13 protein-coding genes are annotated in these 16,160 nt (G+C 71.2%); 4 read left to right on the forward strand and 9 right to left on the reverse strand.

Features of this window, described 5'->3' with window-relative positions; genetic code table 11:
* Positions 1 to 61 precede the first annotated feature (61 nt).
* A complete protein-coding gene (locus AB0C01_RS06065; protein ID WP_357570392.1) occupies positions 62 to 1,147 on the forward strand; it encodes a hypothetical protein in 1,086 nt (361 codons plus the stop codon).
* A gap of 109 nt (positions 1,148 to 1,256) precedes the next feature.
* Here AB0C01_RS06065 and AB0C01_RS06070 read toward each other — a convergent pair whose 3' ends face one another.
* Positions 1,257 to 2,006: an alpha/beta hydrolase gene (locus AB0C01_RS06070; RefSeq protein WP_357570393.1), complete on the reverse strand. Its 750-nt coding sequence runs from the start codon at positions 2,004 to 2,006 to the stop codon at positions 1,257 to 1,259.
* 235 nt (positions 2,007 to 2,241) lie between these two features.
* Between AB0C01_RS06070 and AB0C01_RS06075 the strand changes: the two genes are divergently transcribed.
* The gene (locus AB0C01_RS06075; protein WP_357240086.1) at positions 2,242 to 2,850 is read left to right on the forward strand and encodes a TetR/AcrR family transcriptional regulator; all 609 of its coding nucleotides are present in this window, start codon (positions 2,242 to 2,244) and stop codon (positions 2,848 to 2,850) included.
* 17 nt (positions 2,851 to 2,867) lie between these two features.
* Here AB0C01_RS06075 and AB0C01_RS06080 read toward each other — a convergent pair whose 3' ends face one another.
* The 8 genes from AB0C01_RS06080 to AB0C01_RS06115 form a co-directional block, all read right to left on the reverse strand.
* Positions 2,868 to 4,307 (reverse strand): NAD(P)/FAD-dependent oxidoreductase, encoded by a 1,440-nt coding sequence (locus AB0C01_RS06080; protein WP_357570394.1) that lies wholly within the window; start codon positions 4,305 to 4,307, stop codon positions 2,868 to 2,870.
* 1 nt (position 4,308) lies between these two features.
* Complete coding sequence (locus AB0C01_RS06085; RefSeq protein WP_357570395.1) at positions 4,309 to 4,866, reverse strand: hypothetical protein; 558 nt, start codon at positions 4,864 to 4,866, stop codon at positions 4,309 to 4,311.
* Between the two features lie 78 nt (positions 4,867 to 4,944).
* Positions 4,945 to 5,244: a hypothetical protein gene (locus AB0C01_RS06090; protein ID WP_357240095.1), complete on the reverse strand. Its 300-nt coding sequence runs from the start codon at positions 5,242 to 5,244 to the stop codon at positions 4,945 to 4,947.
* A 290-nt stretch (positions 5,245 to 5,534) separates the two neighbouring features.
* Complete coding sequence (locus AB0C01_RS06095; RefSeq protein WP_357570396.1) at positions 5,535 to 6,044, reverse strand: hypothetical protein; 510 nt, start codon at positions 6,042 to 6,044, stop codon at positions 5,535 to 5,537.
* A gap of 121 nt (positions 6,045 to 6,165) precedes the next feature.
* Complete coding sequence (locus AB0C01_RS06100) at positions 6,166 to 7,932, reverse strand: extracellular solute-binding protein (RefSeq protein WP_357570397.1); 1,767 nt, start codon at positions 7,930 to 7,932, stop codon at positions 6,166 to 6,168.
* 84 nt (positions 7,933 to 8,016) lie between these two features.
* The gene (locus tag AB0C01_RS06105) at positions 8,017 to 9,303 is read right to left on the reverse strand and encodes a protein kinase (protein ID WP_357240105.1); all 1,287 of its coding nucleotides are present in this window, start codon (positions 9,301 to 9,303) and stop codon (positions 8,017 to 8,019) included.
* Between the two features lie 115 nt (positions 9,304 to 9,418).
* Positions 9,419 to 10,558: a substrate-binding domain-containing protein gene (locus AB0C01_RS06110; protein ID WP_357240108.1), complete on the reverse strand. Its 1,140-nt coding sequence runs from the start codon at positions 10,556 to 10,558 to the stop codon at positions 9,419 to 9,421.
* A complete protein-coding gene (locus AB0C01_RS06115; RefSeq protein ID WP_357570398.1) occupies positions 10,555 to 12,510 on the reverse strand; it encodes a heparinase II/III family protein in 1,956 nt (651 codons plus the stop codon). The genes AB0C01_RS06110 and AB0C01_RS06115 overlap by 4 nt, the downstream gene beginning before the upstream one ends.
* Before the next feature lie 264 nt (positions 12,511 to 12,774).
* On the opposite strand from AB0C01_RS06115, the gene AB0C01_RS06120 reads away from it, so the two are divergent.
* On the forward strand, positions 12,775 to 14,778 hold the full coding sequence (locus tag AB0C01_RS06120) for a DUF2264 domain-containing protein (RefSeq protein WP_357570399.1): 2,004 nt from the start codon (positions 12,775 to 12,777) through the stop codon (positions 14,776 to 14,778).
* 42 nt (positions 14,779 to 14,820) lie between these two features.
* Positions 14,821 to 16,125 (forward strand): extracellular solute-binding protein, encoded by a 1,305-nt coding sequence (locus tag AB0C01_RS06125; protein ID WP_357240118.1) that lies wholly within the window; start codon positions 14,821 to 14,823, stop codon positions 16,123 to 16,125.
* The last annotated feature ends 35 nt before the right edge of the window (positions 16,126 to 16,160 follow it).

Here is a 16,160-nt window from a genome sequence, read left to right on the forward strand (position 1 = left end):
ACCATGAGATCACCGCGAGCACACTCCTCCCCGACATGTTCCCGTCGAATTGGAGGAACAGATGCGTCTCCGATCGTTCGTCACCGCGGCACTGGCCGCGGTCCTGGCCGCCGGCGCGCTCGCCCCGGCGGCACCGGCCGCCGCGGCCACCGCCGACCGCTGGGGCTTCGCGTACGTCAAGGACCCCACCGTCGCGGTCTGGACCGTGCTCGATACCAGCCGGCAGTGGGGTAGTTGGAAGACCGCGTTCCCGGCCGCCTGGGCCACCGGCATCAAGCTCGCGCCGGGCCGGTTCCAGGTACGTTTCCCACAGGTGGGCGCCGGCGCGCGCGGCGTGCCGCACGTGACCCCGGTGAACCGGACCGGGCACTACTGCGAGGTGGTTCGCTGGTTCCAGTCCGGCGTCGACGAGATCGTCGACGTGCAGTGCCACAAGCCGGGCGGCACACGCGACGACACCCCGTTCACCGTGCTCTGGACGACCAGTTCGGGCGTGCTGCCGGCCGGCACCTCCCACGCGTACGTGCAGTGGAGCAGCGCCCTGCTGGCGCAGTCGTACAACTCCACGGGCGCGGTCAACACGGCCGGACCGGTGGGCGTCGGGCAGTACCTGGTGCGGCTGCCCGGGGTGGGGCTGGCCGGGGTGCTCGCCGGCAACGTGCAGGTCACCGCCGTGCAGCCGAACGCCGGCCCGCGCCGGTGCAAGGTCTACTCCTGGAGCGCGGTCGGCACCGGTGTGCAGGTGTACGTCTTCTGCTACGACCAGGCCGGCGCGTTCGTCAACACCGACTTCGTCCTCTCGTACCACCGTCGGCGGCCGGTGATCGGCTCCCTCGCCCCACCGTCGTACTTCGGTTACCTCGGTACCGCCGTCGGCGGTCCGACGAACGACAACTCGGTACTCGGTGTCGGCGCGAACACGGTGGCGGCGCTCGCGCCCGCCGGCCGCTACCTGGCGACCTTCCCGCAGGTCGGCCTCAAGGAGACGCACGCACAGGTGGTGGCGCAGGGCACCGGCAGTAACTACTGCCACCTCACCCAACCCTGGCCCTACACCACGAACGCCGACGTCGACGTGATCTGCTTCGACAACGCCGGCGTGGTCACCCCGCACCGTTTCCTGGCCACCTTCACCTCCCGGCTCTGACGCCGAGCCGGACCGGCGGTGGCCGTACCCAGGTCACCGCCGGGCGCGGCGGTGACCAACGGGTCGTCCCGGCGCGGGCGGCGACGGGTCAGCGCACCCGGGTCCAGCACTAGCGGGCGGTGGCGCGAGCGGCAGTGTCGATGAGGTCGGCTACCGGGCCGGGTTGCGAGACTGCCACCGCGTGGGAGGCGGCGATCTCGACTGTGGTGGACCCCGCCCGGTCGGCCAGAAAGCGTTGCAGGTCTGGGGGAATGCCCTGGTCCTGGGTGCTGATCAGAGTCCAGGAGGGAATAGTCTTCCAGGCCGCCTTGGTCACACTCTCCTCCTGGGCGCTCGCCGACGCGGGCCGTTGCGTCACCGCCATGATCTCGGCGGTGGCGCGGTCGACGTCGGCGGCGAACACCTCCGGGAACTTGTCCTGCACGAGGTACTGATCCATGGTCATTCCACCGTCGTCGGAAGGGACCGGCACCATGTTGATGCTGGTGGCGAGCTGACTTCCGGGGTATTTGGCGAGCAACCCGACCACACTTTCGCCGACGTCCGGGCTCACGCTGGCGACGTACACCAGGGCCTTGACGTTGGATGCACCATCGGCGGCCTCGGTCATGACCAGCCCGCCGTAGGAATGGGCGGCCATCACGACCGGTCCGGACAGGCTGTCCAGAAGAGCCCGGACGTAGGCGGCGTCCTTCTGCACACCGCGCAGCGGGTTGGCGACGGCAATGACCGGGTAGCCCTGACGCTTGAGGTTGGCAATCACCCCATTCCAACTCGACGAGCCGGCGAATGCCCCGTGGATCAGCACGATTGTCGGCATTCCTGCCTCCTGGGCAGGCAGGTCAGCAGCAGGGCTCATCTGGAAATCCTTTCGAGAGGCCTCGCCGACCGCTGCGTGTGGTACGCGGAACGGATGGGCGAGAACGGTCGACGGAGCATTTCCCGGCAGCGCATGCAGTCCGCAACCTCAACTCCGGGGGGTCGCAGTCTTCAGAATCCAGCACCGACGAGCCCATTGTCAGCGAGATCGACAAAACGCAGCCCATCGTCAAACGTCGGGGCGGACCGAACGTTCTATTCGCTAAGATGGTCGGGTGACGCGCGACGAACCCGATGCCCGGCCCTCTGCGGCACGACTCAGGCTTCTCCAGACGGCGACCAGGATCTTCTACGCCGAGGGCATTCACTCCGTTGGCGTCGACCGGATCATCGCCGAGGCGAAGGTAACCCGGGCCACCTTCTACCGGCACTTCCCCGGCAAGGACGACCTCATCCTGGCCTACCTGCGCGAGGTGCATCAGCTGGAGCGCGGCATGGTCGACGAGGCCCTCGCCGCCAACCGATCGCCTGTCGATCCCCTCCTGGCCATCGCCGGTTCCATCGCCCGAAACATCCAGTCCCCCGGTTTCCGTGGGTGCGCGTTCCTGAATGCCGCGGCGGAATATCCCGACCTGAACCATCCGGTGCACCAAGAACTCACGGCCCACCGGCAATGGTTCCTGGAGACCATCACCACGCTCATGGCGCAGGTCCACCAAGGAACGGCGGATCCCGCCGCACGCCATTTCGTCATGCTCCGGGACGGCGCCATGGCGGCCGGATGCCTGTCCGACCCCACGTTGGTGTCCGAGACCTTCCTGCGCGGCGTCGAGGGGCTCCTCAGAATCAACTCGGAGCGCCAGTCGGCAGAGCCGGCCCGTTAACCGCCGCACGGGTCCCGTCAGCGGCCGTACGCCTCCAGCAGGCGTAGCCACACCTCGCTGACGGTCGGGTACGCGGGCACGGCGTGCCACAGCCGCTCCAGTGGGACCTCGCCGACGATGGCGATCGTCGCGGCATGGATCAGTTCCGCAACGTCCGGACCGACGAGGGTGAGGCCGACGATCACCCGTCGGTCCTCGTCCACGACCATCCGGGCGTGCCCCTGGTAGCCGTCGGCGTGCAGCGCGGACCCGGCGACGGCGGCCAGGTCGTAGTCGACGACCCGGATCCGCAGCCCGGCGGTCTCGGCGGCGGCCGCGGTCAGCCCCACCGACGCGACCTCCGGATCGGTGAAGACGACCTGCGGCACGGCGCGCTCGTCGGCGGTGGCGACGTGCCGGCCCCACGGGCGGTCGTCTGCCGCCTCGCCCCTGGCCCGCGCCACGATGACGTCGCCCACCGCGCGAGCCTGGTACTTGCCCTGGTGGGTCAGCAGCACACGCCGGTTGACGTCCCCGGCCGCGTACAGCCATCCGTCGCCGATCAACGCTCCGGCACCGTCGACCACCCGCAGTGTGTCGTCGACCGCGAGCCAGGCGCCGGGCTCCAGGCCGACCCGGTCGAGGCCGACGTCCTGCGTGTTCGGCGTACGGCCGATCGCGACGAGGATCTCGTCGGCGTCGACGGGTGCGCCGTCGGTGAGCGTGATGCGCACCGTACCGTCGCCGTCGCGGCTGACCGACGTGGCCTCGACACCGAGACGGACCGCCACGCCGGCGTCCCGCAGGGACCGCGTGACGCGCTCGCCGACGAACGGCTCCGCCTGGGTGAGCACGCCGTCCCGGGCCAGCACCGTCACCGCCGATCCGAGGCCCGCGTACGCGGTCGCCATCTCCGCGGCCACCACACCGCCACCGATGATCGCGAGCCGGCCGGGCACCTCGCTCGCGGCGGCCGCCGCACGACTGGTCCACGGCGCCACCTCGCGCAGACCGGCGATGTCCGGCACCAGTGCGCTGGTTCCGGTCGCGATGACGACCGCGTGCCGGGCGGTGAGCGAGGTGGTGGCGCCGCCCGCCCCGGTCACCTCGACGATCCGGTCGGAGCTGATCCTTCCCTGGCCCCGATACAGCGCGATGCCCGCCGAGTTCAGCCAGGACACCTGGCCGTCGTCCTTCCAGTGCGCGGCGAAGGCGTCCCGGCGGCGCAACACGGCCGCCGCGTCCAACTCGCCGGTCACCGCCTCGCGCGCACCGGGCAGCTGACGCGCCGCCCGGAGCGCGGTCTGGCTGCGCAGCAACGCCTTGGTCGGCATGCAGGCCCAGTACGAGCACTCACCACCCACCAGTTCCCGCTCGACGATCGCGGCGGTCAGGCCGCCCCGCACGATCCGGTCGGCGACGTTCTCCCCCACCGGCCCCGCGCCGATGACAACGACGTCGTACGTGGCGTTCTCCACCTCAGTGTCCCTTCGCGACACGGCCGAGTCGGATGGCCGCGATGAGGAAGAAGATCGCGCCGGGGATGGCGTAGCCGATCGCGTTGGTCAGCACCGGGTTGTCCGCGGAGGCGGCCGCGAAGAACGACCCACCGGCGACGACGGAGATACCCCCGCTGATGATCATCGGCCATTGGCCGCCCATCTTGCGGCGGGTGACGCCCACGACCAACTGGATCAGCCCGGCCACGACCGCCCAGGCGCCCCAGACGCGCAGGACCGGCGGGATGCCGGACGCGCTGGCGATACCCAGGCCCACCGCGGCGAGCAGGCTGATCGCCATGTTCGCGTACAGCAGCGTGGGCGATCCGGTGGTGCGCGACGTGCGGACATCGACGATGGCGGCGGCCACGTCGAACAGCGGGTAGAGCACGAGCAGCGCCGCGGTGAGGGGGTTGAGGTGCTTGGCGAGGGGGAACGTCACGGCAGCCCAGACGATCGCGAAGGCGAAGCGACCAAAGTACAACCGCCGCAGGGCGGCGGCCGTCGTCGAGATGCCGGGAACGGCAACGGTGGTCATGGTCATCCTCTCGGGGATTGCGGAGCGAAGGGGACGCCCAGCGGGGGTGCGGACCACCACCGGGACGAGACGGCGGTGCTACTCGATGTTCGAGAACAGCCCGGTGATCTCCACCTGAGCGCCCTGGAGGCCGCCGAAGACGATGCCGGCAGCGGGCGTCGCGACTGCGGCAGCGGCGTCTTCGTAGCTGGCGAAGTACAGGTCGAGCGTCCGGTACGCGGGGGCGGGCGTGCCGTCCTCCTTCGGCCACACCTTGGCCGACTCGGCCCGCTGAAGCTTCGGGAAGGTCTCCGCGGCCCGGCGCACGTCGGCGTAGACCTTCTCGAACTCGCCAGGGTCGGCGGGATTACCGATGACAAGCGTGATCTTGGTGGGCATAGCGGTCTCCTTCAGGCACAGCCGCACACCCGGCTGGCACCGGGTAGAACGAACGTTCTGTCCCTGAATACCGTACCGATCGCGACTCACCTCATCAAGACCGACCGTTCTATCTCCCCATGTGCGCGCGGGTGACGCGCCACTACGCGTCAATAAGTGCCGGCATCGAGCGGTACGTGCCGCATCGGGCGGTTACGCGGCGAAACGGGTCATCGCGGCGATCGACCGACCAACGCCCACCCCGGTCGTGGTGACGCGTCTGGCGTGACTGCGACGACGGCGTTGACCGGTCAGCGCGCGAACGCGGAGGCCAGGCCGAGTTCGGCCCGGGCCACCTCGATGAATCGGCGCTCGGCCTCCCACAGGGCGTCGAACCGATCCGCGGGCAACGCCTCGGCGCCGCTACCCGCCCGTGCGGCCGCCAACAGCCGGGCCTGTCGCACCAGCTCCGACGAACCGCTCACCACCTCGACATCGCCGGCCACCAGCCGAAGCGCGGTCTTGGTGCTCTCCAGCCGCTCCCGGTAGCGGCTGCCCTCGTCGTCGAAGAACGGCATGAGATCACCTGGATCACGCGGGCGCGGCACCGCGGTGATGCGGGCGGCCGGGTTGAGGACGAAAGCCACGTACTCCCGGACCGCGCCGACGAAGTCGGTGTACGCGTGCAGCCGAATGTCACGCCACTGTCGATCCTGGTCGCGCCGCCACAGCCGATCCTGGGCTCGGACGGTGAGCCACCCACCGATCAGGACCGCCAGCATCGTCGTCATCGCGGTGACACCCGCCTGGATCAGACTCACCGGCACCACCGTTCGCGTTGATCGGTAACTCACCCTACCGGCCGCTGTCACCCGCTCCGGAGGTCGCACGCGCTGCCGGCATTCGGGGTCTCCCGAGGTCCGGTGACGGCCGGGGAGTACGTCAGAAGCTGCTGACCAGCTTCACGAACGCCTCCTCGATGGTGGCAGGATCGGTGGCGTCGAAGGCCTTACCCGACGATGCCTTGGCGATCCGGTCCAGGGTGGCGAAGTCCGAATCGCGGTCGAAGGCGATGCAGAACACCTTCACCGGACGATCCGGGTCCAGGGCCACCTCGGCGAGCAACCGGTCCAGGTCGTTGTCCGGGTTGTACTCGTTCTTGCCGTCGGTCAGCACGACGATCGCGTTGATCCGCTGCGGGTCGTACCTGTCGCGCAGTTCCTGATGTGCGGCCCGGATCGTCGCGTAGAGGGCGGTGCCGCCGGCGACGTTAAGGCCCGCGATCTTGCTGTTGATCCGCTTCTGGTCGAAATCGCCGAGCGGGACCTCCTCCCGGTAGGGGCGCTTCGGCGGCGTCTCGGAGGAGAACGACCAGAGCCCCACCCGGTCCTCGGTGTTGAGCAACGCGAGACCCTTGCCCGCCGCCGCGGAGGCAACCTGGAAACGGCTACCCGCGGTGCCGACCTGCACGTCCATCGACCCCGAGGTGTCCAGGGCGATCAGGATGTTGGCCTTCTTGCGGAGCGTGCGCCAACCGTCCAGCATCGCTCCGACCACCTGCGGATCCGGGGGCTTGAAGTAGGTGAGTCCGGCGGTGGGCTCGGGGCCGACGCTGGCGAGCAACTCCGCCGAGGCGCGGCCCTGGTGATCCCGGAAGCCGAGGCGGGTGAAGCTCTCCTGCTGGTCGTCCTCGGTCAGGAACTTCTGGAAGTCGGCGGCCGCCGCGCTCTGCTGCCGATCGGCCGAGGGCAGCACCACGAACGGGTGGTCCAGGTTGAACGTGCCCTCCCTGGGATGGACGGCGACCAGCGGGACGTTCGGCCGGCGACCCCGCTCCTGCCCGTCCTGCCGGGGGCTCAGCGCACCCGTGTTGTAGAGGTTGACCAGCTCCTCCTGCAGGACGATGGCACTCATGTCGTCCGGGCGGTCCGCGCCACCGGCCAGGTCCGCCTCGGCGAGACTGCGCAGCAGGTCCACCGAGTCGTCGCTGTAGTGCGCCACGTTGGCCTCGATCCGCCTGACGAACTGGGTGACCGTCGGGTTGGCCAGGTCGGACCGCTTCAGGTCGCTGGACAGTTGCGCCGCCGCGTAGTACGTGGCGATGGTTGCCGCCAGCCCGGAGGTGGAGAGGTTCGGGTTGTCCTTGCCGAAGGTGAAGCGGCCCCACTCCGGCTTGCCGAAGCCCGCCCACCCGTCCCGCCCGGAGAGGCCCAGGATCTCCCCCCAGCCCAGCGACCCGCGCTGGCGTACCAGCTCGGCCTTGGGCTGCGGCATCGCGATCACCAGTGGGCTGTTGGCGATCGACGGGTAGTGGTCCGGGGTCTGCGGCTCCCGGCCGGCGGCCTGGTCGAGCAGGCGGAGCTGGCCGGTCCAGAGACTCGACGTCGGCAACCAGACCTGCGGTTGCGGCAGGCCGGTGTTGGCCCAGCCGGTGCCCAGCGCCTCGGTGGCCTTGCCCGAGTTCAACGCGCTGACGTGCACCTGGGCGCAGCCGCCGCCATCGATCGACCGGTCGCTGCGGTTGTAGCGTTCGGCCAGGTCGACGAGCAGAGCCGCCTTCTCCGTGGAGGAGTTGACCTCGAGCGTGGTGGTGCAGTCGGCTTCGCGCTGCCGGACGACCACGAACGCCCCGGCGATGACCACCAGCCCGGCGGTGACGGCGGCGGTGTACGGCAACCACTGCCGCGTACGCGTGGCGGTTGGGGGCATCGGGACGTCCTCCTCGGCGGGCGGCTGGTGGCAGTCAACCTATCGATGCGACGCCAGCCGGCGATCGCGGCCCCAGCGCGCGTCTCACCCCCGGTCGGGTCGCCCCCCGATCGCCGTCGCGACCAGCAGTCGAACCAGGTAGACCACGACGAGGGTGATCGCCCCGACGGCGGCGGCCGGGCCGACCGCGCTCGACGCGACGTAACCGGCGGCGGCGCCGACCGAACCCAGGAAGAGCGCGGTCGAGATGCCCCAGGCGTCCGGGGCCTCCGTCCGGAGCCGCCGCATCGCGCCGCCATCACCAGCGCCGACGACGGACTCCGTCGCCGGCGGGTACGCCGGCTGGGTCACCGGCACGGGCGCCGACCGGGCCGGCACCGACACGTGCGCCGGCTGGGTCGGCTGGGTCGGTATCTGCGGTCGCGTCGGGTGCGGTGCCGTGGGCGTGACCGGTGGCAGCGGGTGGTTCGGTGTGGGCGCGCCCGCGGTCTTGTTACCGACCTCGAGCAGGTGGTCCCGACGCAGCGGATCGGTGACCCGGCCATCCTGCCGGAGCAGCCGCACCAGCACACGCTCCGCGGCCGGCCGGTCCGCCGGGTCCTTGGACAGGCACTCCCGGATCAGCTCGTCCAGGACGGGAGGCAGCGCCGGCAGGTCGGGCGGGTCGTTGAGCACCCGGTGCATCACGGCGAAGAGCGAGTCGTTGCCGAACGGCGGCCGACCACCGGCGGCGAAGGCGATCGTGGCCGCCCAGGCGAAGACGTCGCAGGGCGGGCCGACCGCGTCGTTGCGGAACCGTTCGGGCGCCATGTACGCGGTGGTCCCCATGACCCGGCTGGTCGCCGTGTCGGTGACGCCCAACGCGCGGGCGATGCCGAAGTCGATCACCCGAGGACCGTCCTCGCCCAGCACCACGTTGTCCGGCTTCAGATCGCAGTGCACCACGCCGGCACTGTGGATCGCGGCGAGCGCGGTCACGGTGCCGACCGCGAGCCGGTGCAGGGCGTTGCCGGTCACCGGACCGCGCTCGCGGACGTGCCGGTGCAGGGTCAGGCCCTCGATGAACTCGCTGACCACGTAGGGCCGTTCGCCGTCCACCTCGGCGAAGAGGACCTGCGCGGTGCAGAACGGAGCGACCCGCCGTGCGGCGGCGATCTCCTTCACGAACTGCGACCGTGCCCGTGGATCACTCAGATCGACGTTCACCATCTTGACCGCGACCCGGTCACCGGCGTCGTCCTCACCGAGGTAGACGACCCCCTGCCCACCCGCGCCCAGCCGGCCGACCAGCCGGTACGGGCCGGCGGTGAGCGGGTCGTGCGTCCACAGTTTCGCCAACCCCGGCACCGGTGCGCCGGCCAGCTCTGACATCCCGACTCCATCAGTGTCGTGCCCGGCCACCGGCGGCGCAGGACACGGCCATCGTGCCATGTCCATCGCCGGTGACCGAGGACGTTCGGCAATGGGTTGAGGTCGAGGGCAACACCTACGCGGGTGGCGGCGCGGTCGACCCCCGGATTCGCAGGGACGGGCTGATGACGATCCGGTGGGTGGGGAGGTCGGGGTCGACGAGCCGGTCGGCGACGAGACGCACGGCGGCCCGCCCGATCGAGCGTCGTGGTGGTCGGACCGCGGTCAGCGGCGGGCTGAAGAGCCCGGCGACCTCGTCGTCGTACGCCACGATGGAGAGGTCACCGGGAACGGAGAGGTGCCGCTCCTCGCAGTGCTGCACCAGCGCGATGGCCTCGGCGTCGGCGTGCACCAGCAGCGCCGTCGTCCCGGTCGCCCGGCACCTGTCGAGGACGTCGTGGAGCACGCTGTCCCGCTCCGGCGACCGGGCGTCGGGCACCGTGGCCACCACCGTCGCGTCCGGGTCGAGGCCGTACTCGGTCGTGGCGTCGAGCCAGCCGCGCCGGACGTGCTGGCTGGTGGGGCTGTTGGCGTCGAGCACCAGGCCGACCTTGCGGTGCCCGAGCGAGGTGAGGTGGCGTACCGCCATGGCCGCGCCGAGCGCGTGGTCGGTGACCACCGACTCCATGACCGCGTGGTGGCTGCCCACCGTGGCGGTGCGTTCCAACAGGACGACCGGGACACCGACCTGGTCGAGCCACTCGATGGTGCGCTCGGCGCTCGGCGCGTCCATGCTCGGCGCGACGATGAGCGCGTCGACGCCCATCCGCTCCACCAGGCGGACCAGTTGCGGCTGGTCATCCTCGGTGTCGTAGGAGGAGCCCCGCAGAACCACACGCATGTCGAGCTCGCGGGCGGCGCCCTCGACCCCGCGGGCCACGTCCGGCCAGTAGTAGTCCAACGAGGGCACGAGCATGCCGAGGGCGCGCCCGCCCAGCGGGGTCAGACCGGCGACCGGCGCCTCGTCTGCCGCCGGGGCGTCGTCCGGCAGGATCAGGGCGACCCCGCCGTGGACGCGGCGGACCAGTCCCTCGGCGGCCAGCTCCGCGATGTCGCGCCGGATGGTGACCGGTGCGGCGCCCAGCACCTGGGACAGGTCAGAGACCCGCATCGAGCCGTCGCGTTGCAGGGCGGCCAACAGTTGCTGGCGGCGGACGACCTGAAGCGGCCCGCGGGAGGACTCCGCCGTGGTGACGACGGGACTGTCCTTGGTCATGAGGGACCTCCGAGGAACGCTTCGTGCGGCGAGAGCTCTTGCATGACGACGACGAGCTCGCCGGCCGGGCCGAACGCGGTGACGTCGATCGCGAGCCGGGTCAGCTGCTCTCCCCACACGTCGAGGAGCAGGGGATCCGTGATCTGCCGGATCGTCGCGGCGCAGGGCGCCGATGCCGGCTGCCAGCTGAGCCCGAGTCGACCGGCGCCGTCCAGCGCGGTGACCTCGGCGCGGCCGTCGCCGAGCCGTACCTGGCCGGCGACGAGCAGGTGGACGTGGGTCGGCGGGACTGCCTGGTCCCGGTCGGGCGCCCAGGGGTCGAGCTGCCAGGCGTCGACGATGACGACGCGTCCACTGTGGCGTTCCAGCCGCGAGCTGCGCCACCAGTGCCGGACATCCGCGCGCGGGTACGCCCCGGCGACGTCCAGCCGCAGCTCGGCGTCGGCGTCGTCGGTGGTGGCGGTGACGTGCCGGGCGGCGAAAGTGTGACCGGGCGCCTGCTCGGTGCCGCGAATGTGCGGGACGTTGTGCCAGTCGCTGCGCATGGTCCAGATGTCGTACCGACCGGGCCCGAAGGTCTGCGCCGTGTAGGTGGGCCGCCCGGCGTCGACGACCATCGGCACCCCGTTGAGGGCCACCACGATGCTGCCGACGTCGTTGTGGTTGTGGTGTTCGCCGTTGTGCCCGCCCTTGACCGCCAGGGTCAGCCCGCCGGGACTGCCGGCCGCCGCGCGGGCGAGCAGCACCTGGACGGAGGGCAGCCACACGTCGCGCGGCAGCGGTGCCGGCTCTGGGGTGGCGGAGATCCACGCCGGGTCGGTCACTGCCAGCAGCAGCCGGCCCAGGCCGTGTCCCTCGTCCGCGACGGGCGCGTCGGGACGGCGGTGCGCCGCGGCGTACGCCAGCGCGTCGGTGTCCCCGACCCGGCGGGCGGCCCGGTGCAGGGCGTGCCAGGGCTGGCCCCCGGAGGGCCGGGCCGGCCCGTCGGCGTGGTTGAGGTACCAGTCGCCGCCCAGGTGCATCCGGTGTGGGAAGGCGACGGTGTGCCGCAGGGCATCGGCCGGCACGCCGTCGAACGCGCCACCGGTGGCGTGGGCGAGCAGGTCCAGTGCCTCGTGGGCCCGACACGCGCCGTTCCACCAGTAGGCGTAGCCCTCGTCGATGGCCCCGTCGGCGGGCAGCGACGCCACGTACCGGTCGAGCCCCTCGACCACCAGGTCGACAAGCCCGGCGCGCCGGGGTGGGTCGTCCACCAGGCGCAGTACGGCGACGAGCACGTTGCCGTGGATCCACGGGCTCCAGTTGTGCACGTCGCCGTCGAGGCCGAGCCAGTGCCAGTCGCGGCGCTGGGCGAACGGTGTGAGCACGCGCCTGTCGACCTCGTGCCGGATCCGGGCCCGCAGGCCGGGGGCGTGTGCGTCGAGCGGCTCGCCGAGCAGGTGGTCGACCCAGGCCAGTTGGGCGGCGACCTCTCCCGCCCCGAGGTCGACATACGGATCGGTCACGGTCGGCAGCACCGCGCCGTGCACGGCGCGGGTGTCGTCGTGCGCCGGCCAGCACCAGCTGCTCTGCTCGCACAGCAGGGTCACGCCGTCGACCACCTCGTCCAGCCAGGTCGGGTCGAGGGTGACCGCGGCGAGCACGGCGGCCCGGGTCAGGCGCCGCTGCCGGGCGAAGACCACCTGCTCGTACGTGTCGCGTTCGCCGTCGCGGAAGTACCGGGCGTACTGGTGGGCCAGTGGGAGTGGCCAGGGGGTGGCGAGGTCGTCCTCGGCCCGGGTGCGCAGCTGTCGCATCGTGGGGGCGTGCGGGTGCGCCCACACGGCACGCTCGCGCGCCGGCGGCACCGGCAACGATCCGTCCGGTGGCGCGAGTGCCCGTGCCAGCAGGTCCGTGCGGTTGCCCGGCCAGGCCGCAGCCAGAGGGCCCGCGAAGCGCTCTGCGACGGTCATGGCCCCTCGGACTGGTAGAGCGAGTCTGAACGATTTTGATCGTATCAGAGCACTTATGGCAGTCGAGTGCCCACAGGGACACCAGGTTGACGCCGCAACGTGCATCCTTTTGATCAGGTGTGTTCACATCGGTCGAAGAGAAGCATTGACTTGCTCTGTTGTGAGCGTTTTACTTCGGAAACCCTGCGGATGCCTGCGCGTCACATTAGCGGCACGCCCCGCTCGCCACCTTCACGGAGACGGATCGATGCGACAGGACCTCGGATGACGTTCGGGACGACCGGCCAGCCGGCACCGGGGACGCACTCGGGTGCCGCGCTCGCCGCGACCTGGAGCCGGGATGACTGGTTGGCCCTCGCCGACCGGATGCTGGCCGCCGCCCGTCCGTTCGCGTCGCCCGGGCACGCCCTCGTCACGTTCCCCGGGCCGGAGGGCGGTTACGGACGGGCCGTCGACGGCCTGGAGGGCTTCGCCCGCACCTTCCTGCTGGCCGGCTTCCGCATCGCCGGCGCCCAGGGAGTGGGCGTGGACGACCTCGTGAACCGGTACACGGCCGGCATCACCGCCGGCACCGACCCGCGCTCTCCGGACCGCTGGGTACGCCTGGACGAGCACCCCCAGGCCAAGGTGGAGGCGGCCTCCATCGCGCTGGTCCTGGACCTGACCCGCCCGTGGATCTGGGACCGGCTGCCGTCGGCGGTGCGGGAGCGGGTGGTGGACTATCTGCGCCCGGCGGTCGGCGACGACACGTACCCCCGGATCAACTGGGTCTGGTTCCGGCTGGTCGTCCAGACGTTCCTGCGGTCGGTGGGCGGGCCGCACTCGCTCGACGAGATGAACGAGGACCTGACCACGCACGACGGCTTCGTCCGCGGCGACGGCTGGATGTCCGACGGGCCGGACCGCGCCTACGACCACTACGTGGGCTGGGCCCTGCACCTCTACCCGACGCTGTGGTCTCGGATGGCCGGCGCCGCCGACCTGGCCGAGCAGCGCCGCGAACGGGACCTGGCCGGCCTCGACCGCTTCCTGAGCGACGCGGTCGCGCTCGTGGGCGCCGACGGGTCCCCGTTGATCCAGGGGCGAAGCCTGATCTACCGCTTCGCCGCGGCGGCGCCGTTCTGGGTCGGCGCCATCGCCGGCGTGCCCTCGGTCAGCCTCGGCCGGTTGCGCGGCGCGGCCACCCGCATCGTGCGCCACTTCGTCGCCAACGACGCCCTGGACGAACGCGGCCTGCTCACCCTCGGCTGGCACGGGCCGTGGCCGCGACTGGCGCAGTCGTACTCCGGGCCGGGCTCGCCGTACTGGGCCAGCAAGGGTCTGCTCGGCATCGCGCTACCCGCGGACCATCCGGTGTGGACGGCGCCCGAGGAGCCGCTGCCGGTGCAGGAGCGCGACGCGGTACGGGCGATACACGCGCCCGGTTGGTTGGTCTCCAGCACCCGCGCCGACGGCATCGTCCGCGTCGTCAACCACGGCACCGACCACGCCGTCGAGGGTGCCACCGTCTCGGACTCCCCCCTCTACGCCCGACTGGGCTACTCCACCGCCACCACTCCCGTCCTCGACGACAGCGGCTGGGCCAGCCCGCTCGAACAGTCCGTCACTCTCGTCGACGACGCGGGTCGGGTCACCCACCGCGCCGGCATGCGCCTGCTGACCGTCCACGTCGACGCCGACGGGGTGGGGGTGGCCGGGTCACGTGCCCTCGCCCACTGGGTCGACCCGGATCCGGGTCAGCGCGATCACGGCGGCGGCCGCGTGGGCCGTTACCGACCGGCCGGGCACCTCACGGTGTACTCGCTGGTCCGAGGCCCCTGGGAGCTGCGCCTGACCCGCGTCGACGGCCTCGCCGACGGCGTCGAGGCGGCCGCGCTGTGGCTGCGGATCGGTGGCTGGGCCGTTCCCGGGGACGCCACGGCGACCTTCAGCGACCGGGCGGCGGTCGTGACCGGCGCCGGCCTGACCAGCTTGCTCGAGAGCGTGCACGGCGGAGGGACGGCCGGCACCACCGCCGTCCCGCAGGGCGGACCCCTGGCCGGCGGGCTGGTCGTGCCCTGGCTGGATCACCCCGTCCGGCCGGGCACCTGGGTCGCCACCTTCACCGAGTTGTCCAGGGTGCCGGTGGCCACGGCCGGGCAGGCATGCCAGGCCGTGGTCGACGAGGACGGCCACGGCCTCCACCTGGCGGTCGACTGGCCCGACGGGGTCAGCACGTCGACCCGTCTGGACACGGAACATCCCAGGCCCACCCAAGCGGCCTGGTAGCAGTGCGGGCCCGTCCGGGCCCTTGACCTGAAGGAGAAAGGGATGAAGCGTGCGATACCGGCCGTCATCAGCGCTGCGACGGCCCTGACGCTCGTACTCACCGGTTGCGGAGGCGGGGACGAGCCAGTCGACCCCAACGCCCCTGTGACGATCACCCTGGCCGGCTGGAGCCTGGCGTCCACGCCCGAGTTCAAGACGCTCGCCGACGGCTTCAAGGCGACCCACCCGAACGTGACGGTGGAGCTCAAGGAGTACGCCCCGGGCAACGACTACGACACCCAGATGATCACGGACCTGGCCGCCGGCACCGCCCCGGACGTCTACGTCATGAAGAACCTCAAGAACTTCTACACGTACCAGAGCGGTGGTCAGCTGCTCGACGTCTCCGACGCCGCCTCCGGTCTCGGCTCGATCCCGGGACTCGCGTCGTACCAGGTGGACGGCAAGGCGTACGCGGTGCCGTACCGGCAGGACTCGTGGGTGTTGTTCTACAACAAGGACCTGTTCGCGAAGGCGAAGGTGACGCCCCCGGACGGCAGTTGGACCTGGGACGACTACACCGACGCGGCGAAGCGACTGCACACCGGGCTGAAGGGGGCCGGCTCGAACGCGACGGGCGCGTACCAGCACACCTTCCAGTCGACGGTGCAGGGATTCGCGCTCGCGCAGACCCCCAACGCGGACCTGCTCTCCGGAAACTTCGGCTTCCTGAAGCCGTACTACGAGAAGTCACTGGACCTGCAGGCGTCCGGCGCGCAGCCGACCTTCGGCACCGCGAAGACCAACAAGCTCACCTACCAGGCGCAGTTCGGCAAGCAGCAGTCGGCGATGCTGCTGATGGGCACCTGGTACGTGGCCACGCTGCTCAACCAGCGCAAGAGCGGTGACGCCGACAAGTTCGAGTGGGGCATGGCGCCGGCGCCGCAGTTCGACAAGTCCACCACCGGCACCTCCGCCACGCCCGTCACCTTCGGTGATCCGACCGGCCTGGGGATCAACCCGAAGATCAGCAAGTCCAAGACCGCCGCGGCCAAGGACTTCCTCAAGTACGCGGCCGGCCCGGACGCCGGCAAGGCGCTGACCGGGATCGGCATCACCCCGGCCCAGGTCACCGACGCGGTCACCGCGACGCTGTTCGGGCTGGACGGCGTGCCGCAGGACGAGCTGTCGAAGTTCGCCTACGCCAAGCACACCATCAAGCCGGAGAACCCGGTGTCGAAGCACACCGCCGGCCTGCAGAACCTCCTCAACGAGACGCACTCGGCGATCCTCTCCGACAGCAAGGGCGTCGACGCGGAACTGAGCAAGGCGCAGGACCGCGCCAAGAACGAAGTCCTCAACCAGTGAGCTGATGGCGGGTCCGGCGCGCCTACGCCGCACGC

This window comes from Micromonospora sp. NPDC048905 (genome assembly GCF_040649655.1).
Taxonomy (GTDB): Bacteria; Actinomycetota; Actinomycetes; order Mycobacteriales; family Micromonosporaceae; genus Micromonospora.